Raw genomic sequence first — 21,865 nt, 5'->3', positions numbered from 1 at the left:
ATGACCGACCGCGTGCTCGCTCCCGAACCGCCCGCCGACGGCGCGAAGCCGAAGGGACCGGCCTCGTACTTCCCGAGCATCGAGAAGACCTACGGCCGTCCCGTCCAGGACTGGCTCGACCTCGCCGACGAGCGTCTGCGCTCCGAGCCGCACATGCAGGTCGTCACCTGGCTGAAGACCGAGCACGGCCTGGGCCACGGCCACGCCAACGCGATCGTCGCCTACGTCCGGGCCGCCCGCGCCTGACCGGCTCGCCCGTCGTCCGCACAGGCTAGGCCCGCCCGCCTCCCCGGACCACCCGTCGTCGGCGCCCGCGCCGTGCGGGGATAATCGGGGCATGCGCGAAGACGACGATGTCGATCTGGTGATCGACGCGTGGGCCGGGGCACTGCCCGACCTCGATTTCGCGCCTCTGGACGTCGTCTCCCGCCTCCGCCGGCTCAGCCCGCGCGTGCAGGAGGTGCGGCGGCAGTCCTTCGCCGTCAGCGATCTCGCCCCGTGGGAGTTCGAGCTCCTCTCGCTGCTGCGGCAGCGCGGGGAGGGCGGGATGACGCCCTCTGCCCTGGCCACGCACCTCGCGTTGTCCAGCGGCAACCTCGCCAGCCGCGTCGACCGCCTCGGGGCCCGCGGGCTCGTGGTCCGCGAGCAGAACGCCGCCGACTCGCGCAGCAAGATCGTCTCGCTCACCCCCCGGGGCACGAAGCGGGTCGACGAGGCGATGCGGAATCTCGTCGCCGCTGAGGGCGAGGTGCTCGCCGACCTGGACTCCGCGCAGGTGTCGGTCCTCATCGAGTGCCTGCGGCGGATCAGCGACACCCTCGACCGACTGCAGTGACCCGCTACGCCCGACGAGCCTGAGAGGTCAAGCCCGTTCGGAGAGACGGGCACCGGACGTAGCGTGAAGCGTGCACGGTCGAGGCGTCAGCCACCCGTGCGGATGATCGCGAAAGCGGAGAGCACCATGACACAGATTTCTTCTATCCAACCCGCGCGATGGAGCCGGAACGGAGTCAGGATCGTCGTCGTTCCCGGGGCGGAGCTGCCCCGGTTCCGACTCGAGATCGACGCCCGACTGACCACCGCGCCCTCCCTCGTCCCCACCGGACCCTTCTCGACCGTCGAGGAGGCCGAGCGGGCCGCCGAGGTCGCCGCCGGCCTGCTGGGGGCCAAGATCCCGGCCTGAGCGAACACCCGTCGGAACGGTTCGGATCAGCCCGCGAGCTCCGCGAGCGATCCGGTCGGGACCGCGATCCACCCCTCGGCCTCCGCCGCTTCCTGCAGTTCGGGAGGCACCGGCAGGGTCGCGCCCAGGGCGTGGGCGCGGGCGTTGAGAGCGGCGACGACGGCGTCGAACGCGTCGTCGGAGCGGCTCATCAGCGCGAGCGCGGGCGCCGGCACATCGAGCCAGGGTGCGGCCCGTCGCAACGACTCCGCGGCGAGCGCCACGGCCTCCGGTCGCGTCTTGTACCCCGTGGTGTCCACTCCCCAGAGCCGCAGCGCCGCCGCCGGGTACGCCTCGACGAGCCGTCCGCGCCCGGAGCGGTCGACGTCCTCCCCGCTCGCGGCGAAGGCGTCGAGCAGCTCCGCGCAGCGCATCGCGGTCATCCCGAGCCGGTCGGTCGAGACGCTGAGCGGCCAGCGGCCGGTGACCTCGCGCGCCACCCGGTCCGTCTCGCGGTACGCGAGGCGGCGGCGCCAGTCGCGTCCCGCGAGCGTCCGCGGCGAGACCTCCCGTCGCGTGTGCGCGGAGACGAACGCCGCGAACTCCACCGGCCAGCCGAACGCGCAGTCGATCCCGATGACCGCCGCGTCCCGTGACGCCTCGACGATCGTCGCGTCCTCGGCGCCGAGTACGAGCGAGCGGACGACGGCCCGGCCGCCGGAGAACTCGAGGGCGGCGAGAGCGGTGCGCACCGGCTCCGCAGCGAGGTCGACACCGATCGTGAGCACGGGGACAGGGTAGGCGCTCCGGCGCTACGCTCGAGCGATGACGCCGCCCGCTCCCTCCTCCCGGGCGGAGTCGGCCCGCGTGCCGGTCGCGCTCCTCCGCCTCCTCGTGGCCGCCGCCGTTCTGGTGGCCGTGATCGCGACGGCCGTCGACACCGCCTCTCGGACGCCGCTGAACCCGTTCAACTTCTTCGGCTTCTTCACCATCCAGAGCAACATCGTGCTGGCCGTCGTGCTCGGAGCCACCGCCGTGCTCGCGCTCCGCCGCCGTCCCGCGCCCGGCGGGCTCCTACTGGTGCGGGGTGCCTTCACCGGGTACATCATCGTCGTCGGCCTCGTCTACAACACCCTCCTCACCGATGTGGCGGGCGGAGTGGCGCTGCCGTGGGCCAACACCGTCATGCATGTGCTGTTCCCCGTCTACGGACTGCTCGACTGGCTGCTGCTCGCGGATCGCCCTCCGCTGCCGTGGCGCAGGCTCTGGCTGGTCGTGGTCTACCCGATCGTCTGGCTCGTCGTGGTGCTGATCCGCGGAGCGACGGACGGCTGGGTGCCCTATCCGTTCCTGGATCCCGCGACCGGGTACGGGCAGGTGTCGGTGTTCGTCGTCGTGATCGCGGTCGCGTTCCTCGCGTCGGGGGCGCTGGTCTGGGCGATGAGCCGGCTGCGGATCGTGCCGGTGGCAGGCGGCTGAGAGGACGCTCGCCTTCCAGACGGTTCCGCCCGCCGGACGACCGGATCCGCTGCCGTCGCGCACATCCGGCCCGTTCTGGGGTCACCCGTTCGGGGTCATCCGGGGCGCCGCTCCCCTAGCGTCAGCACCGACGGTTCCCCCACCGTCCTCCCCCTCGAGAACGGTCCCCCATGAGCCTCTCCCTCTCCCGCCCGCCGACCCCGAGCCGCCGCGTCCGCGCCCTCGCCGTCGGAGCCGCGCTCGCCCTCGCCGCCGCGCTGCTCCCGGCGCAGGCCGCCGCCGCCGCCACTCCCGCCACCCTCTCGGTGCTGAGCCTCGGCGACTCCATCACCCAGGCCTACGGGACCTGCGGCTCCTTCGCGGACTGCCCCCGCAACAACTGGTCCACCGGCACCAGCTCCTCGGTGAACTCCTTCGCCTCCCGCTTGCGGACCGCGCTCCCCGGCACCACCGTCACGACCGCGAACTTCGCCACCACCGGCGACGTCGTCGCGCAGGTCCCCTCGCGGATCGACGCCGCGGTCGCCGCCGGCGTGCGGCCGGACGTCGTCACCCTGCTCATCGGCGGCAACGACCTCTGCTCGCCCGACAACCGCGTCGCCTCCGACGGCTACACGATGACCCCGGCGAGCACGTTCCGCACCGGAGCCTCCGCCGCGATCACGAAGATCCGCACCACGTGGCCCTCCGCCCGCATCGTCCTCTCGTCGATGCCGAACGTGGCCTCCGAGTGGTCGGTCGTGAAGACCGGAGTCGGCGCGCTCGTCTGGGCGGGCGGCGACCTCTGCCGGACCACGCGCGGCGTCAGCTCCACCGGCCGCAGGCTCAGCAGCACCGCCGCGGCGGCCTCCGCCGCTGCCGCGAAGACGCGGACGACGCAGTACAACACCGCGCTGCAGACGGCGTGCAGCGCCGCCGGTCAGCTCTGCGACTGGGACGGAGGAGCGCTCACCGCGACCCCCGTCACCAAGGGCCTGATCGGGACCACCGACTACTTCCACCCGAGCGTCGCGGGCCAGGCGAAGATCGCCTCGATCCAGTGGACGGCGTCGACCTTCTCGAAGTAGCGGCCTCCGGAGCGGCCGCTCACGCGTCGAGCGGCCGCTCCCCCTCGCGGCGGCGACGCTGCTCCTCCGCGAGCCGCGCGTAGTGCGCCTCCTCGCGCTCGAGGTCGGCGAGCTGCTCCTCGGTGCTCTTCGGAGCGGGCCGCACCACCACCGTCGGCGGCGCCTGCTTCCGGCGGCGGGGCACTCGGCCGCCCGGCACGAAGGATCCGCCGTCGCCGCGCTTCCAGTCGTGCCCGAGCAGGAACCACAGCGAGACGCCGATGAGCGGGAGGAAGAAGATCAGCAGGATCCACACGATCTTGGGCAGGTTCTTGATGACGTTGTCCGGCTGCCGTACGACGTCGACCAGCGCGAGCACGGTCAGGACGATGATCACCAGCGAGAAGACGAACCCCATGCAGTCGAGGGTACGACGCCGAGGGCTCCCCGTCGCCGCTGTGTCGGCCGACGTCCGTGGCGCCTGCGGTCGAGGAGCGGCTCCGACGCATCCGCCCCGTGCCTCCGCGCTGTTCGGCGCCGATCCCGGGCACACGCCTGCTCCCCACGAACGCGTGCCACCATCGGACGATGACCGAGACGCCGCCCGCCCCCGCCTCGACGCCGGCGAGGAAGCGCCTGACCGCCGCGCGTCTCGCCCTGCTCGCCGGCCTCGTCCTCGCCGTCGCCGGACTCGCGGCCCTCGCGCTCGTGCCGCTGCAGTACGCGAACATCGACCGTCAGGGCTTCGACTACGTGTGCAGCGTCAGCCTGGGTGGCGTCCCGCCCGAGGCAGGCGACCTGGTCCGCGGCTTCTGGTCGTGGTGGCCGCTGGGCGCGGCCTGCGAATGGACGCTGCTCGACGGCACGACGGTGGTCGACCTCCCCGACTGGTCGACGACCGCCGTCGCGATCGTGGGGGCCGTGCTGCTCGTCGTCGGCGCGGCACTCGCGATCGCGTCGCCGCTCCTCCGCAGGCGCGCTCCGGTCCCGTCCGTCTAGCGGTCGAAGAGGTTCCCGAGGTCGCCGAGCCCCGGCAGCTGGAAGTCGGAGCCGAACTCCGACACCTGCTCCCCCAGCCCGGACACGTGCTCACCCGCACCGGAGACGAACTCTCCCGCGCCGCCCGTGATGTCGCCGAAGTCGCCCAGATCGCCGAACCCGCCGGCCAGGTTCTCGAAGTCCACGCCGAGGCCGGACGCCTGCGCGAGCAGCGGACCGGCGACGCTGCTGATCACGGCGCCGCCCGCGACCGCCGCGAGCAATCCGCCCGCCGCGCCGAGCCCGATGCCCGCCGCCGCTCCGACGCCAGCACCCGCGAGGGCGCCGCGGGTCCCCGGCTTCGAGAACATCTTCTTGAGGAACCCCGGGTCGTTCGCCTCGCCGCGCGTCGCCGCGCGCGCCAGGTCGTCCGGTGCGGAGGACCGAGGCTGCTCGTTCGCGGGCAGCTCGTCGCGGAGCCGCGCCTCGACCTGGGCGCGCTGCGCCGGCGACAGCTTCGCGAACGCGTCGCGGTGCACCTGCTCGAGCTGCTCCGGGTCGGCGGTGCGGAGGAGGTAGTCGTAGCGCGCGATCGCTGCGCGGTCCTCCTGCGTGACCACCGGCTGCTGCCCGGGCCGGGCGTCCTGGGGTCGCGCGGAGGGTCGCTGCGGCGACCCGTACTGCTGGGGCGGCTGGGCCTGCCCGCTCCGCGAGTCGCCCGTCACCTTGTCGGCGGCGGAGCGCACCATGTCGCGCCAATCGGTCGTCCCGCTCGAGGACGACCCCGAGCCGCTCTTCGAATCGAGCGCCTTCGACGCCATGCCGAGAACGCGCTTGAACATGCTCACAGAGAACCTTCCGTCGAGTACCAGCCTCGATCATGGCGGCGCCGCCTGAGCGAAGGCCCGCGAGACGCCCTCAGAAGGCCGTGAGCGGTCGGGCGGTGGGCGTCGCTCCAAGATGTTCTCTCCGCCCTCGCCTGATCGAGGAGCTCGCGCACGCACCGCGGGCGGAGGACGGCCCGCCACATCCAGCCGAGGAAGGGGTTCTCGAATTCCGACAGCGACCGCCTGCGGACGGCCGCCATGCGACCGGCTATCGCGAGCAGCGCGCTGAATCCCGCGAGTCGGCTTTTCGCGAACGCGTTCCGCTGAACGGAGAGACTCAGGACGAGGACGGCCGCGAACCCGCGAAGGAGCTCCTCGGTCGTGCCTCCCTGCCGCCGAGGAGTCCCCACCCGGGCAGGACCATCGAGGACTCGAACCGTCGGCGCCTCGACCAGCACAGCTCGGAGTGCTGAGCGGGCGGCAGACCGTGGCGTCAGACGGAGCGAAAGCGGCGGTCGTCCGATGGACTGATCCCGATTGCGGATCGTGGTGCCCCTGGAGGGACTCGAACCCCCAACCTGCTCCTTAGGACGGAGTCGCTCTTCCATTGAGCTACAGAGGCTGGCCGAGCCAGTGTACCCGCCGGGCCCCGCCGCCCGCGAAGCGCCGACCGGCCCCCATCACAGCGCCCGCGAAGCGCGCCTCGGCCCTCCCCGCGCCGACCGAGCGGCACCCGCCTCTTGACACAGCCTCGTCGAGGCTCCATGGTTAGTTACAACACCAACTAACCACCCAACCCAGCACCGAAGGAGCCCGCGTGGACGACTCCCGCCCGCTCTTCCTGCAGATCGCCGAGCAGATCGAGAACGACATCATCGACGGCGCACTGCCGGAGGAGTCGCAGGTCCCGTCGACCAACGAGTTCGCCGCGTTCCACCGCATCAACCCGGCCACCGCCGGCAAGGGCGTGAACCTGCTCGTCGACGACGGGGTGCTCTACAAGAAGAGGGGGATCGGCATGTTCGTCGCCGAGGGGGCGCGCGACCGGCTGGTCGAGAAGCGCCGCACGCAGTTCCGCGACCAGTTCGTCGCTCCGCTGCTCGCCGAGGCCGCCAAGCTCGGCCTCAGCACCGAGCAGCTCGCCGACATGATCACAGAAGGGGGATCGCGATGAGCGCGGTCATCGAGGTCCACGACCTCACCAAGAACTACGGACGCATGCGCGCCGTCGACGCCATCGGCTTCGCGCTGGAGGAGAACCGCATCCACGGCCTCCTCGGCCGCAACGGCGCGGGCAAGACGACGCTGATGTCGCTGCTCACCGGCCAGGAGTTCGCCAGCTCGGGCGAGATCCGCGTCTTCGGGCAGTCGCCGGTGGAGAACGCCGCCGTCCTCTCCCGCACCTGCTTCATCAAGGAGAGCCAGAAGTACCCCGACGACTTCAAGGTGAAGCACGTCCTGCGCAGCGCTCCCTGGTTCTTCGACGGCTGGGACGAGGCGTTCGCCCGCGAGCTCGTCGAGGACTTCCGCCTCCCGGTCGACCGCAAGATCAAGAAGCTCTCCCGCGGACAGCTCTCGGCGATCGGAGTGATCGTCGGTCTCGCCTCCCGCGCCCCGCTCACGTTCTTCGACGAGCCGTACCTGGGGCTGGACGCCGTCGCCCGGCAGCTGTTCTACGACCGCCTCCTCCAGGACTTCGCCGAGCACCCGCGCACGGTCGTCCTCTCCACCCACCTCATCGACGAGGTCAGCAGCCTGCTCGAGCACGTCCTCGTCATCGACCAGGGCCGCCTCGTCGTGGACAGCGACGCGGAGGAGCTGCGGGGTGCCGCGGCGACGGTCATCGGACCCCGGCAGGCCGTCGAGTCGTTCACCGCCGGCCGCGAGGTCATCGCCCGCTCCGCTCTCGGCAGCCGCGCCTCGGCCACGCTCCCCCGGCTCGACGACGCCGGCCGCGCCTCCGCCGCCCGCCACGGGCTCGAACTCGAGTCCGTCCCCCTCCAGCAGCTCGTCGTCCAGCTCACCACCGGGAAGGCCTCGGAATGACCGCCCTCACCGGCGCCCCCGCGCGCCACGACACCGCCGCCGGCCGCCTCGGCAGCATCGTCCGCCTGCACTTCGCGAACCCCGCCACCATCCTCTACACGCCGCTGATCATCACGGCCGTCATCCTGTCGGGCAACCTGGTCGTCTGGTGGCTGATCCTCCGCGGGCTCGACTCCGGCGAGCGCCTCGAGGCGCAGGAGGGGATGACCTACTCCGGCGCGTCCTTCTTCCTCTTCGTCTACATGATGGTCGTGGCCGTCCAGTCGGTGAACGTCACCTTCGGCCTCGCCCTCGGCTACGGCGCCACCCGCCGCGACTTCTCCCTCGGCACGGCCCTCACCTTCGTCGCCCTCTCGGTCTTCTACACCGGCGTCTTCGTGGTCCTGGGGATCGTGGAGCGGGCGACCGACGGCTGGGGCTTCGGCGGCAGCTTCTTCCGCTCGATCTACTTCGGCGGGGACTCCGTGGGCGAGCAGGCCGTCGCGGTGCTCTGCGCCCTGCTCTTCTTCTTCTTCATCGGAGCGGCGACGGCGGCGGTCTACGTGCGCTGGCGCCAGCGCGGGATGCTGCTCTTCTTCGGGATCCTCGGCGCCCTCCTGCTGGCCGTGATCACCCTCCTCACGCTCACCGAGAACTGGCCCGCCGTCGGCTCCTTCTTCGGCAGCGTCGGATACGCGGGCGGCTACTCCCTCTCGCTCATCCCGACCGCGATCGCCGGAGTCGCGGGCTGGGCGATCCTCCGCCGCGCCACCCCGCGCAGCAGCTGACACCACCGCCCCCGATCCGGAAGGACCGACCATGACCGCCGCCGCCCGCCGCTTTGCCTCCCCGCGGAGGATCCTCTCCGTTCTGAGGCTCCACCTCGCCCACCCCGGGACGGTCCTCGGCTGGCCGCTGCTCGTCCTGCTCGCCGTCCTCGCCGGCAACCTCGTGATCTGGTGGCTCGTCCTCCGCGGGATCGGGGCCGAGCGGGGCGGCGGCGACTCGGGCATCCTCCTCGTGGGGCCGGGGATGCTGATCGTCGTCTTCCTCTTCATCGGCTCCATCCAGGCCACGACAGCCACCTTCGGGCTGGCGCTGAGCTACGGAGCGACCCGACGCGACCACGTCCTCGGCAGCGCCCTCGCCTTCGCGGCACTGTCCGTGCTCTGGTCGGCGATCGTCGTGGTCCTCGGGGCGATCGAGGAGGCCACCGGGGGCTGGTGGCTGGGCGGCGCTCTCTTCCTCGCCTCCCCCCTCGACGGTCCGTGGCACGAGCGCTTCGTCGTCCTGCTCTGCTCGCTCCTCGCCGCCTTCGCCCTCGGGGGAGCAGCGGGAGCGGTCTTCCTCCGCTGGCGGGAGCGCGGAGTGACGGCCTTCCTCCTCGCCCTCGGAGCGGTGGCACTCGCGGTGGTCGTCGTCGTCGCTCTCGCCGGGGGCCGGCCGGTCGTGGCGGACGTCCTCGAGAGCGCGGGCACCGCCGGAGCCGCCGCTCTGCTCCTCGTCCCCGCCGCGCTCCTGACGGCGGTCGGGTCGCTGGTCCTCCGCCGGGCGACGCCGCGCGCCTGACCCCCTCCGGAGCCGGGCCTGCAAGGCCCTTCCGCCCCGGGCGTCCGGATGCCAGCGTGGGCACATGGCCGACTCCCCCGCTCCGTCCCTCCTGCCCGTCCCCGAGCACAGCTGGATCGCCCGACCCGCCGACGCCGAGCTGACCCAGGACACTCTCGACACCGTCGACGCCTGGTGGCGCGCCGCGAACTACCTCGCGGTCGGGCAGATCTACCTGCTCGCGAACCCGCTCCTGAAGACCCCGCTGAGCCGCGAGGACATCAAGCCCCGCCTGCTCGGCCACTGGGGCACCACCCCCGGCCTCAACCTGATCTACGCGCACCTGAACCGCGCGATCCGCGAGCGCCGCCAGCCGACCCTCTACATCACCGGCCCCGGCCACGGCGGACCGGGCATGGTCGCCAACGCCTACCTCGACGGCACCTACAGCGAGATCTACTCGCACATCGACGAGTCGGAGGAGGGGCTGCGCCGCCTCTTCCGCCAGTTCAGCTTCCCCGGGGGCATCCCCAGCCACGCCGCCCCCGAGACCCCGGGCAGCATCCACGAGGGCGGAGAGCTCGGGTACGCGCTGAGCCACGCGTACGGAGCGGCCTTCGACAACCCGGACCTCCTGGTCGCGGCGGTCGTCGGCGACGGCGAGGCCGAGACCGGCCCGCTCGCCACCAGCTGGCACTCCAACAAGTTCGTGAACCCGCTCACCGACGGCGTCGTCCTGCCGATCCTGCACCTCAACGGCTGGAAGATCGCGAACCCGACCGTCCTCGCCCGCATCCCGCAGGAGGAGCTCGACAGCCTCCTCCGCGGGTACGGCCACGAGCCGTTCCTCGTCGAGGGCGGCTTCGACGGCGAGGACCCGATGCGCGTGCACGAGCGGTTCGCCGACGTCCTGGACACGGTGCTCGACCGCATCGCGGCGATCAAGGAGCGCGCCGCAGCCGGCGACCTCTCACGCCCGGCCTGGCCGATGATCGTGCTGAAGACCCCGAAGGGCTGGACCTGCCCGACCGAGATCGACGGCGTCCAGGTGGAGGGCACCTACCGCTCGCACCAGGTCCCGCTGCCCAACGCCCGCGACACCGAGGCGCACACTCGGCTCCTCGAGGACTGGCTCCGCTCCTACCGGCCCGAGGAGCTCTTCACCGAGGAGGGCGGCGTGGTCGACCGAGTCCGCTCGCTGGCCCCCGAGGGCGAGCTGCGGATGAGCGCGACCCCGCACGCGAACGGCGGGCTGCTGCGGCAGACCCTCGACCTGCCCGACTTCCGCCGCTACGAGGTCGTCGTCGAGCAGCCGGGTGGCACCGTCGCGGAGGCGACGAAGGTGCTCGGCGAATGGCTCGCCGACGTCATCCGCGCCAACCCGACCAACTTCCGCCTCTTCGGGCCGGACGAGGTCGCGAGCAACCGGCTGCAGTCCGTCTACGCCGCCACCGACAAGCAGTGGGACGCCGAGCTCAGCCCCCTCGACGACCACCTGGCCCGCGCCGGGCGGGTCATGGAGGTGCTCTCGGAGCACCAGTGCCAGGGCTGGCTGGAGGGCTACCTGCTCACCGGCCGCCACGGGCTCTTCACCTGCTACGAGGCGTTCATCCACATCATCGACTCGATGTTCAACCAGCACGCGAAGTGGCTGGACGGCACCCGCGACATCGAGTGGCGCCGCCCGATCGCGAGCCTCAACTACCTGCTCTCGAGCCACGTCTGGCGCCAGGACCACAACGGCTTCAGCCACCAGGACCCGGGCTTCATCGACCACGTCGTCAACAAGAAGCCCGAGGTCGTGCGCGTCTACCTGCCCTTCGACGCGAACACGCTCCTCTCGACCTACGACCACTGCCTCCGCAGCGTCGACTACGTCAACGTGGTCGTCGCCGGAAAGCAGCCCTCGCCCCAGTGGCTCACGATGGCGGAGGCGGTCGCCCACTGCACGCGCGGACTCGGCATCCTGGAGTGGGCGAGCAGCGAGCGGCAGGGCGAGTCCCCGGACGTCGTGCTCGCCTGCGCGGGCGACGTGCCGACCCTCGAGACCCTCGCGGCGGTGAGCATCCTCCGCGAGACGCTGCCGGACCTCGCGATCCGCACGGTCAACGTGGTCGATCTGATGCGCCTGATGTCGGAGTCGGAGCACCCGCACGGCCTCTCCGACCGCGAGTTCGATGCGGTCTTCACCCCCGACCGCCCGATCGTGTTCGCCTACCACGGCTATCCGTGGCTCATCCACCGCCTGACCTACAAGCGGACCGGCCACGGCAACCTGCACGTGCGCGGGTACAAGGAGAACGGCACCACCACCACTCCGTTCGACATGGTGATGCTCAACGACCTCGACCGCTACTCGCTGGTGATCGACGTCATCGACCGGACCCCCGGCCTCGGCGCCCGCGCCGCCGGTCTCCGCCAGGAGATGCAGGACGCCCGCATCCGCGCCCGCGCCTACACCCGCGAGCACGGCGAGGACATCCCCGAGGTCGCGAACTGGACCTGGGCCGGCGAGCGCTCCGGCAACGCCAGCCAGAGCACCGGCAACGACAACGAATAGCGCCGGGTCGCGCACCACGCCCTCCACTGACGGGTCGCGGTCGTGTCGCTGGCAAGGCGGAGGAGGAAGCGATACCGGCGGTATCGCGCCCGACGACAACGCCGCCAGCGGCGCGACCGCGGCCCGTCAGGCGGCGGGAGCCAGGTAGTCGTCCCAGTCGGGCTGCGTCCGCTCCGCGCCGCGCACGAGCCAGGAGCCGGCGCGCGGCATCCGGGGGACGGTGCGCAGACGCCATCCCATCTCGTGCGGGGTGCGGTCGCTCTTGACGTTGTTGCAGCGCTGGCAGCAGGCGACGAGGTTCTCCCACGTGTCCCGGCCCCCGCGCGACTTGGGCTGGATGTGGTCGATCGTCGCCGCGTGCTGACCGCAGTAGCCGCAGCGGTGGTTGTCCCGGCGGAGCACGCCCCGGCGCGACACCGGCACGCTCCGGCCGCTCGGGATGCGCACGTAGCGGGTCAGCACGATCACCGAGGGCCGCACGTGGTCGCCGTGCGCGCTGTGCACCGGATTGCCCTCGTCCGCGGCGATCACGGTCGCCTTCTCCGTCATCAGCAGGACCAGGGCCCGCTTGAACGACACCACCGCGAGCGGCTCGTAGCCGGCGTTGAGAACCAGAGTGCGCATCAGTGACCTCCGTGCTGTCGCACGCCGTCGCGCGGAGGCGCCGTGACCACGAGCAAGGGCGCCGTCGTGATGACGGCGCCCTGCGAGGCCGCGGCGGGGTGCCGCGCGATGACGTGGAGTCGTATCCGCGTGTCGGAGGAGTGCACCGCCGCGGTGAGGACCCGCGCGCGTATCGAATCGGCCGGCCGCACGCGCGAGCGCAGCCCCACGCTGTGGCGCCCGCTCCGCTCGGCCATCCCGGCACTCCGTCCCTCGACGAATCGATCCGCTCGCCACGCGAGCGGACTGGGGTTCAGGTTAACCCTTCACGCCCGGAACACCAGGGGTCGGTCCGGATTCGTCACGCGGCGTTCACACGGCGGGACGACGAGAGCCCGCCCCCTCCAGGAGGGGACGGGCTCTCGAGCGGATCGACCGGGTCAGCCGTTGATGCGCACGATCCGGTAGTCGGAGGTCCACAGCGGCTGCACGCGGACGCTCGCGCCCTCGTACGGCGCGTGCAGGATGTTGCCGTTGCCCGCGTAGAAGCCGTCGTGGCCGTCCATGATGACGAGGTCGCCGGGCTGCGCGTCGGCGAGCGAGACGGGGGTGCCCATGGCGCCCTGGCCCGCGGCCGAGTGGGGCATCGAGATGCCGTACTGGGCGAAGACGTACATCACGAAGCCGGAGCAGTCGAAGCCGCTCGGGTCGGCTCCGCCGAAGACGTAGGGCACGCCCTGGTACTGCATCGCCGTGTCGAACACCGCCGAGAGGCTGTAGCTGGTGGTCGGGGCGGCGGCCGCGATCTCGCTGGCCGAGGCGCCGGAGTAGGAGTTGAACTCCTCGGCGGTCTCGGCGCGCGCCTCGGCGACGTCGCTCGTGTCGACGACGGGCTCGGCCACCACGACGGGCTCGGGCTCCGGTGCGGGCGGCGGGGGCGCCGCCTCGGCCGAGAAGCCGTCGCGGGCGATCGCGGCCTGCACCACTCCGCCGTCGACGGCGACGGTCTGCGCGGAGCCCTGGCGGAGGAGGTCGGCTCGCGACGCCGCGAACAGGCCGTCGTCCTGGCTGCCCGGAGTGAAGGCGTAGGCGGGGAGCGCCATCGTCGCGACCAGCGCGCCGGCGAAGCCGACCATCGCGACCTTGCCGACGACACGGCCCCGGCGCTTGCGCGGGGTCCCGGCCGGCGACGGCACGAAGTCGGTGATGTCCGCGCGGCGGGCAGGAGCTGCGGGAACGGCGCGACGGGAGACGGGTGCGTCCCCGTGGATCCGGGCGCGGATGACCGGGGGCCGGTTCTCGAAGGTCGCGTCGCCGGAGCGGTCGGGGTGGTTGGAGCGGAACCGGTCGGGTGAGCCGGCGTCCTCGTTCGGGGTGAGGGGGTTCTGGGGCAAGGGGGAGATCCTCCGACGTCCCCTCAGCCCAGGCAGCTGTCCCGTCTCATGCACGAAGCATCGGTGTGCACAGGATCCGAGACGGGTGTGGGGGCGTCGGATCCCGCGCCCTGGGACCGAGGCTCGGCCGCAGGGCTCCACAGAGCGTAAGCGACCGTTACCGATTTGTCACCTTCTCGGCGGGAAGAGACCGCTCTCCCGATCGCCTCCGGTCACCGGATGCGGTAGGGGCCCGTACGGGCCGCTCCCAGGGAGACGCGGGTCAGACGACGAGGAAGATGTGCGCCGCGACCTCGTTCGGCAGCTCGATGCCCGCCTCGGCGCCGTCTATGCGAGCGAGCACGTAGCCGTTGAGGGCCGAGAACTCGCCCTCGGCACCGGCGACGACCCCGGCCTGCTTGAGCTGGAGGAGGAGCTCCGGATCGACCTGCGCCGGCTCGCCGAGGCGCCGGACGACGCCGCGGCGGGGCTCGCTCGACCCTGCGACGAAGCGCGGCAGGCTGATGACGCCGTCGGCGAAGCGGGAGGCGGGGGTGTCGCCGAGCTCGTCCAGGCCCGGGATCGGGTTGCCGTAGGGCGACTCGGTCGGGTGGTCGAGCATCTCGAGGAGGCGGCGCTCGACCTGCTCGCTCATCACGTGCTCCCAGCGGCAGGCCTCCTCGTGCACGAACTCCCAGTCGAGCTTGATGACGTCGTGGAGGAGCCGCTCGGCGAGGCGGTGCTTGCGCATGACGTGGATCGCCTTGCGGCGGCCGTCGGAGGTGAGCTCGAGGTGGCGGTCGCCCGAGACCACGACGAGGCCGTCGCGCTCCATGCGACCGACGGTCTGCGACACGGTCGGCCCGGAGTGGCTGAGCCGCTCCGAGATGCGCGCGCGCAGCGGGATGATGTTCTCCTCCTCGAGCTCGAGGATGGTGCGCAGGTACATCTCGGTGGTGTCGATCAGATCCGTCATCTCAGCCTTCCCGTCTCGGCGCGCTCCACCCTAGTGGTCGCCACGACGCAGCATCGGCGCTGCGGCGCGACGCAGGCCTCCGTCGCTCGGAGGAGGGGTGCGGGCCGGGAACCCTAGTATTAACGCATGCCGGACCTCACCATTCCTCGCGAGCTGCTCCCCCACGACGGACGGTTCGGCTGCGGCCCGTCCAAGGTGCGGCACGACCAGCTCGCCCACCTCGCGACGCAGGGCGCGCACCTCCTCGGGACCTCGCACCGCCAGGCGCCCGTCAAGGACCTCGTCGGGCGCGTGCGCGAGCACCTCGCCACGCTGTTCCGCATCCCCGACGGCTACGAGGTCCTGCTGGGCAACGGCGGCTCGACCGCCTTCTGGGACGCCGCCGCCTTCTCCCTCATCGAGCGCCGCGCCGAGAACCTCACGTTCGGCGAGTTCGGCCAGAAGTTCGCGGCCGCCGCCTCCGCGCCGTTCCTCGAGCCGGCCCACGTCGTCTCCGCCCCCGCGGGGTCCCGGAGCGAGGTCGAGATCGTCGAGGGGATCGACGTGTACGCGTGGCCCCACAACGAGACGAGCACCGGAGTGATGGCCCCGGTCCGCCGGGTCCGCGGCGACGAGGGCGCGCTCACCGTCATCGACGCCACCAGCGCGGCGGGCGGCATCGACGTCGACATCGCCGAGGCCGACGTCTACTACTTCGCCCCGCAGAAGAACTTCGCCTCCGACGGCGGACTCTGGTTCGGCCTCTTCTCCCCCGCCGCGATCGAGCGGATCGAGCGCATCGCGGCGAGCGGCCGCTACATCCCCGAGTTCCTCAGCCTCAAGAACGCCGTCGACAACTCGCGCCTGAACCAGACGCTGAACACTCCGGCGCTCTCGACCCTCCTGCTGATGGAGTCGCAGCTCGAGTGGATGAACGCCTCGGGCGGCCTGGCCTGGGCGTCGGCGCGCACGGCCGAGTCCTCCTCCGCGATCTACGACTGGGCCGAGGCCTCGAGCCTCGCCACCCCGTTCGTCGAGGTGCCCGAGCACCGCTCCCAGGTCGTCGCGACCGTCGACTTCGACGCCTCCGTCGATGCCGCTCTCGTCGCGAAGATCCTCCGCGCGAACGGGATCGTCGACACGGAGCCGTACCGCAAGCTCGGCCGCAACCAGCTGCGCGTGGCGACGTTCGTCGCGATCGAGCCGGACGACGTCCGCTCGCTGCTCGGCTGCATCGACCACGTCCTCGAGCGCCTGGCGGTCTGAGGCACGCCATGCGGCTGTGGCTGCGCGAGGAGGAGCGGCGGCCCGCGCCGCCGCCCTACGCGAGCGACGACGCGACGGCTCTGCTGGTCGGGTGCGTCGTCTGGGCGGTCGCGCTCGTGGCCGTGCTCGTGGCGACGGCCGTCGGAGCCGTCATCGAGCCGGTCGTCCTGTCGACCGTCGTGATCGGACTGGTCCTCGGCACGATCGGGCTGTTCTACAGCCGCAACCGCCGCTAGACCGCGTCGGTCTCCATCCGGAGTCCGGTGCCGTCGGCCTCGGGCTCGAGACGGACGCGCAGGCCGGTGAACTCGCCGAGGCGCTCGACGTGGGTGCCGCCGCACGCGATCGCGGCGTCCCCCGCGGGGAGGGTGCAGCGCCAGGTCCGCCGCGTGCTGAGGAGGTCGTCGTCGCGCTCGATGCGCACCTCCGCGTCCGAGGCGATCCACTCGGCGAGGAGGGCGTTCACCCGCTCCTGCACCTCGAGGATCTCCGCCAGCAGGCGGGCGGTGTCCATCCCGCTGCGTCGGAGGGACTTGCCGAGGCGGTAGACGTCGGTGGAGCCGGACTCGCGGATCCGCGAGGTCTGGATCGCCGCCTGGTCGAAGTCCGGGTTCCCGAGAGCGTCGGTGCGCGCCGGCTTCGACCAGAACGAGGCCAGAGCGGCGTTCAGGGCGAGGGAGGCGAGGTGGCAGGCGGTGTGCCCACGGGAGAGCTCGTGCCGGTGCTCCGCGTCGACCTCGACGTCGACCTCGTCGTCCACGTGGAGTGAGGAGGCGTCGTCGACGATGTGGACGACGACGAAGCTCCACTCCGGAGTGCCGAGCCGCGCCGGGAGCCGCTCGCCGACGTGCAGCTCGCCGCCCTGCCACGCCCCGATGCGGCAGTCGATGAGGGGATGCCGCTCCCCCGCCACGACCAGCGCGCCGCGGTCGGGCCCCTGGTCGGGCCAGGTCGGGTCGACGGGGTGAGCGGAGGTCGCATCGAGGACGACCGCCCAGCGGCCGTCCTCCAGCCGGCCCACGTGCTGCACGCGCCCGGAGGAGCGCATGGCGCCGTCGGGATAAGCGACGCGGGTGTCGGAGTCGATGCTCATCGGGCGGCGCCGGACCGGATCAGCGGCGACGTCGACGGCGACGGGTCGTCGGGGCGGGGGCGGGCTCGGGCTCGACGTCGTCGGAGTCCTCGTCGTCGGAGTCGTCGTCCGGGTCGTCGTCGTCGTCGGAGTCGTCCTCGTCCGAGTCCTCGTCGTCCGAGTCTTCGTCGTCATCCGAGTCGTCGCCCGCGTCCTCGTCCTCGTCGGAGTCGTCGTCCGACTCGTCGTCGAGGTCGTCTTCCTCGGCGTCCTCGAGCTCGTCGTCGTCCGCGTCCTCGACCTCCTCGCCGAGCGCGTCCTGCGCGGTCTGGTAGTCGGCGAGACGCACGGACCACGGCACCCAGTCCGGAGCGAGGACCGCGCCCTCACCCGGCAGCAGCTCGACCTCCAGGACGTTCACGTCCTCGGTCTCGTCGATCCGGGACAGCGTCGCCGTCCACAGCCAACCCGGGTACCCGCGCATGAGGTTCGCGAACTGCAGCGACACGACGTGCTCGCCCTGCGCCAGAGTCGTGACCAGCTCGCCGATCGTCCCCTCGGGGGCGATCTCGGCGAGCGCGGCGCGCGCGACATCGAGAGACCCGGCAAGCACGGCGTCCGCCTCGTAGACGGGCTCGGGAGCCTCGTCCGCGGCGGCCTCGTCCGCCTCCCCCGGGGAAAAGTCGTCGTCGGCCTCGGAAGGTTCGTCGATGCCGGGACCGGAATCCTCTGCAGAAGTCGCATCCTCAGCAGAAGTCGCATCCTCAGCAGGAGCCGAGTCGTCAGCAGGAGCCATGTCCTGAGCAGGAGCCGAGTCCTCAGGTGTTCCCGCGTCGTCAGCAGGAACCGCATCGTCAGCAAGGGCCGCGTCCTCAGCAGGAGCCGGCACTGCAGCAGAAGCCGTGTCCGCGCCGGGAGCCCCCGCCTCAGCGGCGACATCGTCGGCCGGAGGAGTCTCCTCCGCAGAGGCGGAGTCCTCGCCAGGAGCCTCGGTCACCGGGAGGGCGGCGTCGCTCTCACCCTCGCCGGAGGGAGCCTCGTCGACAGGAGCCGCCTCGTCAGCGGCGATCTCCTCGTCGGCTCCGCTCGCGTCCTCGGCGGAGGAGTCCTCCTCGGCAGGAGCCGTGTCCGGCTCGCCGGAGTCGCCCTCTCCCGAGGACTGCTCCACGCGAGCGTCCTCCGGGGTCGGAGCGGCGACGGTCTCCTCGACCGGGCCCTGCTCGTCGGTCGTGCCGTCGGCGTCAGGCATCCAGCTCGTCCGCAACCCGGCGCAGGAGCGCCGCGATCGTGCGCCCGTGCGCCTTGTCGGGGTAGCGGCCGCGCTTGAGCCCGGCGCCGATCCCGTCGAGCAGCTTGACCGTGTCCTCCACGATCACGGACATGTCGTCCGCGGACTTCCGGTTGAGCTTCACCAGGCTCGGCGGAGCGTCGAGGACGCGCGCCGAGAGCGCCTGCGCCCCGCGCTTGCCGTCGGCGATGCCGAACTCGAGGCGGGTGCCGGCCTTGACCGCGGTCCCGGAGGGCAGCGCGGAAGCGTGCAGGAAGACCTCCTGGCCGTCATCAGTGCTGATGAAGCCGAAGCCCTTCTCCTCGTCGTAGAACTTGACCTTGCCGGTAGGCATGCAGACCCCTCCTGGAAATGAAGCAGCCATCAGTTTAGTCGACCGGGGCCGCCCTATCCTTGACGGGTGAAGCCACAGGAGCCGGCGGGCGTCGGACGCGCGGAGCGCACGCTCGCCTACATGTTCATCGCGATCATCGTCGTGACGGTCCTCGCGTTCCTCGCGATCCTGGTCGCCCCCGCGCTCGGGATCCGCGAGTACGCCGGCCCGTTCTGGCAGTTCGTCTTCGCTGTGCCGCTGGTGGGCCTGCCCATCGCGTTCCTCATGATGATCGCGATGCTCATCGTGGGTGTCCGGCGCCGCCGCGCGCAGCCCTGATCGGACGCGCTCTCCTCCTGCCGCACCGCCTCCGATCCGGCGTTCCCCGCCGCCGAGCCTGCACCGAGCGCCCGGACAACCGACTCCCAGACTCCGTACAGCCGACGGCCAGATACTGTCCTGCATGGACGGACCCCGCATTCTCATCGTCGACGACGAGCCCAACATCAGAGACCTGCTCACCACGAGCCTCCGCTTCGCCGGCTTCGCCGTGCGTGCGGTCGGCAACGGGGCCCAGGCGATCTCGGCGGTCCTCGAGGAGGAGCCGGACCTGATCATCCTCGACGTGATGCTCCCGGACATGAACGGATTCGGCGTGACCAAGCGCCTCCGCTCGGCCGGATACACCTCCCCCATCCTCTTCCTCACGGCGAAGGACGACACCGAGGACAAGATCACGGGCCTCACCGTCGGCGGTGACGACTACGTCACGAAGCCGTTCAGCCTCGACGAGATCGTCGCGCGCATCAAGGCGATCCTCCGCCGCACCATGCACGCCGAGGAGGACGCGGTCATCCGGGCCGGCGAGCTGACCATGGACCAGGACACGCACGAGGTCCTCGTCGGCGACGAGCCGGTGGAGCTCAGCCCCACCGAGTTCAAGCTGCTCCGCTACCTGATGCTCAACCCGAACCGGGTGCTCAGCAAGGCGCAGATCCTCGACCACGTCTGGGAGTACGACTTCAACGGCGATGCGGGCATCGTCGAGTCCTACATCTCGTACCTGCGACGTAAGCTCGACACGCATTCGGAGGAATCGCTCATCCAGACCAAGCGAGGATTCGGATACATGCTGAAGGTCGCGAAGGCCTAGCCTCCGCCACCTCGGCGCCACCTCCCGCCGGAGGCGCGGCGCCCGCCGATCCCGAGGGAGTTCCACCGCCATGCACCAGGGTCTGGCCGAGCGGTGGAACTCCATCTCGTTGCGCACCAAGATCACCGCGGTCACGGTCCTCCTGCTCACGCTGGGACTCCTCGTCTCCGGGATCGGGACGATGACGATGCTGAAGCCGCAGCTCGTCGCCCAGCTCGACGCGCAGCTGGCCGACCAGGTCCAGCGGACGGCGAGCGACCTCTCCGTCAACGACCTCGCCGCGATCGACGAGTCCAAGGCCGACTTCGGCGCCGTCTACGACCAGTACGGCACGCTCGACAACACCAACGCGTCCGGCGCCGCCGACCCCGCCTTCCCGCAGACCTTCACCCTCGAGCAGGCGCTGCAGGGCGGCGACAAGCCGATGGAGATCTGGAGCTCCAACGGCAAGGTCGAGTACCACGTCATGTCGACGGTGTTCACGAGGGGCACCGAGTACCAGACGCTCCTGCTCGCGGTGTCGACCCGCAGCGTCGACGTCATCATGACGACGTACCTCACGATCTTCCTCGGCTTCGGAGTCGCGATCGTCGTGATCGGCGCACTCCTCACCCGCCTGCTGGTCACCACCACCTTCGCCCCGCTGCGCGAGGTCGAGCAGACCGCCGCCGCCATCGCCGACGGCGACTTCAGCCAGCGCCTGGACGGTACGACGCCCAATACCGAGGTCGGACGCCTCAACCGCTCCCTGAACGCGATGCTCGGGCGGATCGACTCCGCCTTCCGCGACCGCGCCCGCACGATCGACCAGATGCGCCGCTTCGTCGGCGACGCCAGCCACGAGCTGCGCACGCCGCTGGTCTCGGTCCGCGGCTACGCCGAGCTGTACCGGATGGGCGCTCTGCAGACGCCCGAGGCCGTCGGCCAGGCGATGGAGCGCATCGAGAAGGAGGCGATCCGGATGGGCGGCCTGGTCGAGGACCTCCTCGAGCTCGCCCGCCTCGACGAGACGAAGCCTCTCGCACTCGCGCCCGTCGATCTGATGCCGCTCGCCCGCGACGCCGCGATGGACGCGATGGCCTCCTGGCCCGACCGCGACTTCGGCGTCGAGACCCGCGACGACACCCCCGTGGAGACGCCCGCGCTCGAGCCCGACGAGGCCGGCGCCTCCGCCACTCAGACCATGGAGCTGACGAACCCCGGGCTCACCGGCCCGATCGCCGCGGCAGGAGCGAGGCTCGCCCGATTCCGCCGGCGTCCGCGCCGGGTCAACGCCGAGGAGATCGCCGCCGGCACCGCCACCGCCCCCGAGGAGCCGGGCGTGCCCGCGATGGTGATGGCGGAGGAGAACAAGATCCGCCAGGTCCTGACGAACCTGATCGGCAACGCCGTCCGCTACACGCCCGAGGACACTCCGATCGAGATCGGCGTCGCCGTCGACCGCTCCCGCCGCCTCGCCCTGCTGGAGGTCATCGACCACGGCGAGGGCATCCCGCCGCAGATCCGCGAGAAGATCTTCCAGCGCTTCTGGCGCGCGGACACGTCGCGGACCCGCGAGACCGGCGGCAGCGGCCTCGGACTGGCGATCGTGTCCTCGATCGTCGCCGCGCACAAGGGCCGCGTGGACGTCGTCGAGACGCCGGGCGGAGGCGCGACCTTCCGCGTCGCGCTGCCGCTGCTCACGGTCGGCCAGAACGGCGAGACCTCCCCCGCCTCGGTCTGATCCGCACCGCGGTCCGTCCCTCCTCGGGGGCCCCTTCGGTCCGGGCTCTCCCGTCGACGTCCGCGAGCGGCACGGATCGATCCGCCCGGGGCGACCGTGACCTGGCGCACCCGGCGCTCACGGCCGCGCGCGGCTCACTCTCTCCTCTTGGGGACCACCGGGCGGCGACCCCGCCCGGACCGCTGGAGATGAGACCCGACGCTCGACGGATGCCGCGTCACCGGATCCTGCGGGATCGCCGTCCGCATCCGTTCGGCCGAAGACATCTCCGCCCTGACCCGGACGTCGCGACCCGCACCGGCGCCTTCCACGCGCTTCCGGTGCCGGTGTCCGCTGAGGAGACCGAGGCGGCGCGGAGGGCGGTGCCACCGCAGGAGGACCGCCGTTGTGGTCGCGGAGCGGATTCAGAACCACCTGCCGGTTCGGTCGCCTGCTGCTCGCTCAGATGCCTCCGGAAACGCCGAAGGCGGCTCCCCCCGGAGGGGAACCGCCTT

25 protein-coding genes and 1 tRNA gene are annotated in these 21,865 nt (G+C 71.7%); 16 read left to right on the top strand and 10 right to left on the bottom strand.

All coding sequences use genetic code 11. The features are described 5' to 3' along the window. The 3 genes from C5D66_RS05730 (at position 1) to C5D66_RS05720 (ending at position 1,183) form a co-directional block, all read left to right on the top strand. A complete protein-coding gene (locus C5D66_RS05730) occupies positions 1 to 246 on the top strand; it encodes a DUF4287 domain-containing protein (protein WP_104225060.1) in 246 nt (81 codons plus the stop codon). A 91-nt stretch (positions 247 to 337) separates the two neighbouring features. Further along, the gene (locus tag C5D66_RS05725; protein ID WP_104255424.1) at positions 338 to 835 is read left to right on the top strand and encodes a MarR family winged helix-turn-helix transcriptional regulator; all 498 of its coding nucleotides are present in this window, start codon (positions 338 to 340) and stop codon (positions 833 to 835) included. Between the two features lie 126 nt (positions 836 to 961). After that, the gene (locus tag C5D66_RS05720; RefSeq protein WP_146076606.1) at positions 962 to 1,183 is read left to right on the top strand and encodes a hypothetical protein; all 222 of its coding nucleotides are present in this window, start codon (positions 962 to 964) and stop codon (positions 1,181 to 1,183) included. A gap of 26 nt (positions 1,184 to 1,209) precedes the next feature. Here the strand turns inward: C5D66_RS05720 and C5D66_RS05715 are convergent, their stop codons facing one another. Next, the gene (locus tag C5D66_RS05715; protein ID WP_104246722.1) at positions 1,210 to 1,950 is read right to left on the bottom strand and encodes a DUF429 domain-containing protein; all 741 of its coding nucleotides are present in this window, start codon (positions 1,948 to 1,950) and stop codon (positions 1,210 to 1,212) included. Positions 1,951 to 1,987: 37 nt separating this feature from the next. Here C5D66_RS05715 and C5D66_RS05710 point away from each other — a divergent pair, with 37 nt between their 5' ends. Beyond that, positions 1,988 to 2,641 (top strand): Pr6Pr family membrane protein, encoded by a 654-nt coding sequence (locus tag C5D66_RS05710; RefSeq protein ID WP_104246723.1) that lies wholly within the window; start codon positions 1,988 to 1,990, stop codon positions 2,639 to 2,641. A 170-nt stretch (positions 2,642 to 2,811) separates the two neighbouring features. Further along, positions 2,812 to 3,708, top strand: coding sequence for a GDSL-type esterase/lipase family protein (locus C5D66_RS05705; RefSeq protein WP_104255425.1), 897 nt, complete (start codon positions 2,812 to 2,814; stop codon positions 3,706 to 3,708). A 19-nt stretch (positions 3,709 to 3,727) separates the two neighbouring features. On the opposite strand, the gene C5D66_RS05700 is transcribed toward C5D66_RS05705, so the two are convergent. Continuing rightward, positions 3,728 to 4,105, bottom strand: a complete 378-nt coding sequence (locus tag C5D66_RS05700; protein WP_104255426.1) for a PLD nuclease N-terminal domain-containing protein — start codon at positions 4,103 to 4,105, stop codon at positions 3,728 to 3,730. A gap of 170 nt (positions 4,106 to 4,275) precedes the next feature. On the opposite strand from C5D66_RS05700, the gene C5D66_RS05695 reads away from it, so the two are divergent. Then, positions 4,276 to 4,686, top strand: coding sequence for a hypothetical protein (locus C5D66_RS05695; protein ID WP_104255427.1), 411 nt, complete (start codon positions 4,276 to 4,278; stop codon positions 4,684 to 4,686). Here the strand turns inward: C5D66_RS05695 and C5D66_RS05690 are convergent. Both C5D66_RS05690 and C5D66_RS05680 read right to left on the bottom strand, forming a co-directional pair. After that, on the bottom strand, positions 4,683 to 5,507 hold the full coding sequence (locus C5D66_RS05690; protein WP_258061223.1) for a hypothetical protein: 825 nt from the start codon (positions 5,505 to 5,507) through the stop codon (positions 4,683 to 4,685). The genes C5D66_RS05695 and C5D66_RS05690 overlap by 4 nt on opposite strands. Positions 5,508 to 6,039: 532 nt before the next feature. Next, a tRNA-Arg gene (locus C5D66_RS05680) sits at positions 6,040 to 6,114 on the bottom strand. Between the two features lie 195 nt (positions 6,115 to 6,309). On the opposite strand from C5D66_RS05680, the gene C5D66_RS05675 reads away from it, so the two are divergent. The 5 genes from C5D66_RS05675 to C5D66_RS05655 all read left to right on the top strand — a co-directional run bounded on the left by C5D66_RS05675 (position 6,310) and on the right by C5D66_RS05655 (position 11,625). Further along, positions 6,310 to 6,666 carry a GntR family transcriptional regulator gene (locus tag C5D66_RS05675; RefSeq protein ID WP_104224613.1) on the top strand — a complete coding sequence of 119 codons (357 nt, stop codon included), beginning with the start codon at positions 6,310 to 6,312 and terminating at the stop codon, positions 6,664 to 6,666. Next, positions 6,663 to 7,538, top strand: a complete 876-nt coding sequence (locus C5D66_RS05670; RefSeq protein WP_104255430.1) for an ABC transporter ATP-binding protein — start codon at positions 6,663 to 6,665, stop codon at positions 7,536 to 7,538. Before C5D66_RS05675 ends, C5D66_RS05670 begins: the two co-directional genes overlap by 4 nt. Then, on the top strand, positions 7,535 to 8,305 hold the full coding sequence (locus C5D66_RS05665) for an ABC transporter permease (protein ID WP_104255431.1): 771 nt from the start codon (positions 7,535 to 7,537) through the stop codon (positions 8,303 to 8,305). Before C5D66_RS05670 ends, C5D66_RS05665 begins: the two co-directional genes overlap by 4 nt. 31 nt (positions 8,306 to 8,336) lie before the next feature. After that, positions 8,337 to 9,086 (top strand): hypothetical protein, encoded by a 750-nt coding sequence (locus tag C5D66_RS05660; protein WP_104255432.1) that lies wholly within the window; start codon positions 8,337 to 8,339, stop codon positions 9,084 to 9,086. A 64-nt stretch (positions 9,087 to 9,150) separates the two neighbouring features. Continuing rightward, a complete protein-coding gene (locus C5D66_RS05655) occupies positions 9,151 to 11,625 on the top strand; it encodes a phosphoketolase (protein ID WP_104255433.1) in 2,475 nt (824 codons plus the stop codon). Positions 11,626 to 11,751: 126 nt separating this feature from the next. On the opposite strand, the gene C5D66_RS05650 is transcribed toward C5D66_RS05655, so the two are convergent. The 3 genes from C5D66_RS05650 to C5D66_RS05635 form a co-directional block, all read right to left on the bottom strand. Continuing rightward, positions 11,752 to 12,249, bottom strand: coding sequence for an HNH endonuclease (locus tag C5D66_RS05650; protein WP_104224608.1), 498 nt, complete (start codon positions 12,247 to 12,249; stop codon positions 11,752 to 11,754). Positions 12,250 to 12,668: 419 nt separating this feature from the next. Beyond that, the gene (locus C5D66_RS05640) at positions 12,669 to 13,622 is read right to left on the bottom strand and encodes a C40 family peptidase (RefSeq protein ID WP_258060437.1); all 954 of its coding nucleotides are present in this window, start codon (positions 13,620 to 13,622) and stop codon (positions 12,669 to 12,671) included. A gap of 262 nt (positions 13,623 to 13,884) precedes the next feature. After that, the gene (locus C5D66_RS05635; RefSeq protein ID WP_104326815.1) at positions 13,885 to 14,577 is read right to left on the bottom strand and encodes a metal-dependent transcriptional regulator; all 693 of its coding nucleotides are present in this window, start codon (positions 14,575 to 14,577) and stop codon (positions 13,885 to 13,887) included. Positions 14,578 to 14,703: 126 nt separating this feature from the next. On the opposite strand from C5D66_RS05635, the gene serC reads away from it, so the two are divergent. Together serC and C5D66_RS05625 are read left to right on the top strand one after the other, a co-directional pair. Further along, entirely contained in the window at positions 14,704 to 15,822 is a 1,119-nt protein-coding gene (gene serC / locus C5D66_RS05630) for a phosphoserine transaminase (protein WP_104224605.1), read from the top strand. Positions 15,823 to 15,830: 8 nt separating this feature from the next. Further along, positions 15,831 to 16,058 carry a DUF2530 domain-containing protein gene (locus C5D66_RS05625; RefSeq protein ID WP_104224604.1) on the top strand — a complete coding sequence of 76 codons (228 nt, stop codon included), beginning with the start codon at positions 15,831 to 15,833 and terminating at the stop codon, positions 16,056 to 16,058. Here C5D66_RS05625 and C5D66_RS05620 read toward each other — a convergent pair. The 3 genes from C5D66_RS05620 to C5D66_RS05610 are packed head-to-tail and all read right to left on the bottom strand — an operon-like array spanning position 16,055 to position 18,516. Continuing rightward, complete coding sequence (locus C5D66_RS05620) at positions 16,055 to 16,915, bottom strand: metal-dependent hydrolase (protein WP_104274206.1); 861 nt, start codon at positions 16,913 to 16,915, stop codon at positions 16,055 to 16,057. The genes C5D66_RS05625 and C5D66_RS05620 overlap by 4 nt on opposite strands. Before the next feature lie 19 nt (positions 16,916 to 16,934). Further along, positions 16,935 to 18,143 carry a DUF3027 domain-containing protein gene (locus C5D66_RS17440; RefSeq protein WP_258061221.1) on the bottom strand — a complete coding sequence of 403 codons (1,209 nt, stop codon included), beginning with the start codon at positions 18,141 to 18,143 and terminating at the stop codon, positions 16,935 to 16,937. Continuing rightward, positions 18,136 to 18,516, bottom strand: a complete 381-nt coding sequence (locus C5D66_RS05610; protein ID WP_104224602.1) for a cold-shock protein — start codon at positions 18,514 to 18,516, stop codon at positions 18,136 to 18,138. The genes C5D66_RS17440 and C5D66_RS05610 overlap by 8 nt, the downstream gene beginning before the upstream one ends. 66 nt (positions 18,517 to 18,582) lie before the next feature. Here C5D66_RS05610 and C5D66_RS05605 point away from each other — a divergent pair, with 66 nt between their 5' ends. From C5D66_RS05605 to C5D66_RS05595, 3 genes are all read left to right on the top strand, one after another. Next, positions 18,583 to 18,834 (top strand): hypothetical protein, encoded by a 252-nt coding sequence (locus tag C5D66_RS05605; RefSeq protein ID WP_258061220.1) that lies wholly within the window; start codon positions 18,583 to 18,585, stop codon positions 18,832 to 18,834. Between the two features lie 124 nt (positions 18,835 to 18,958). Further along, positions 18,959 to 19,648, top strand: a complete 690-nt coding sequence (locus tag C5D66_RS05600) for a response regulator transcription factor (protein ID WP_055787731.1) — start codon at positions 18,959 to 18,961, stop codon at positions 19,646 to 19,648. Between the two features lie 70 nt (positions 19,649 to 19,718). Further along, on the top strand, positions 19,719 to 21,371 hold the full coding sequence (locus C5D66_RS05595) for a HAMP domain-containing sensor histidine kinase (RefSeq protein ID WP_104224601.1): 1,653 nt from the start codon (positions 19,719 to 19,721) through the stop codon (positions 21,369 to 21,371). Positions 21,372 to 21,865: the final 494 nt, after the last annotated feature.

This window comes from Rathayibacter sp. AY1B4, assembly GCF_002932815.1.
Lineage (GTDB): Bacteria > Actinomycetota > Actinomycetes > Actinomycetales > Microbacteriaceae > Rathayibacter.
This window is presented reverse-complemented; position numbering and strand designations above follow the sequence as displayed.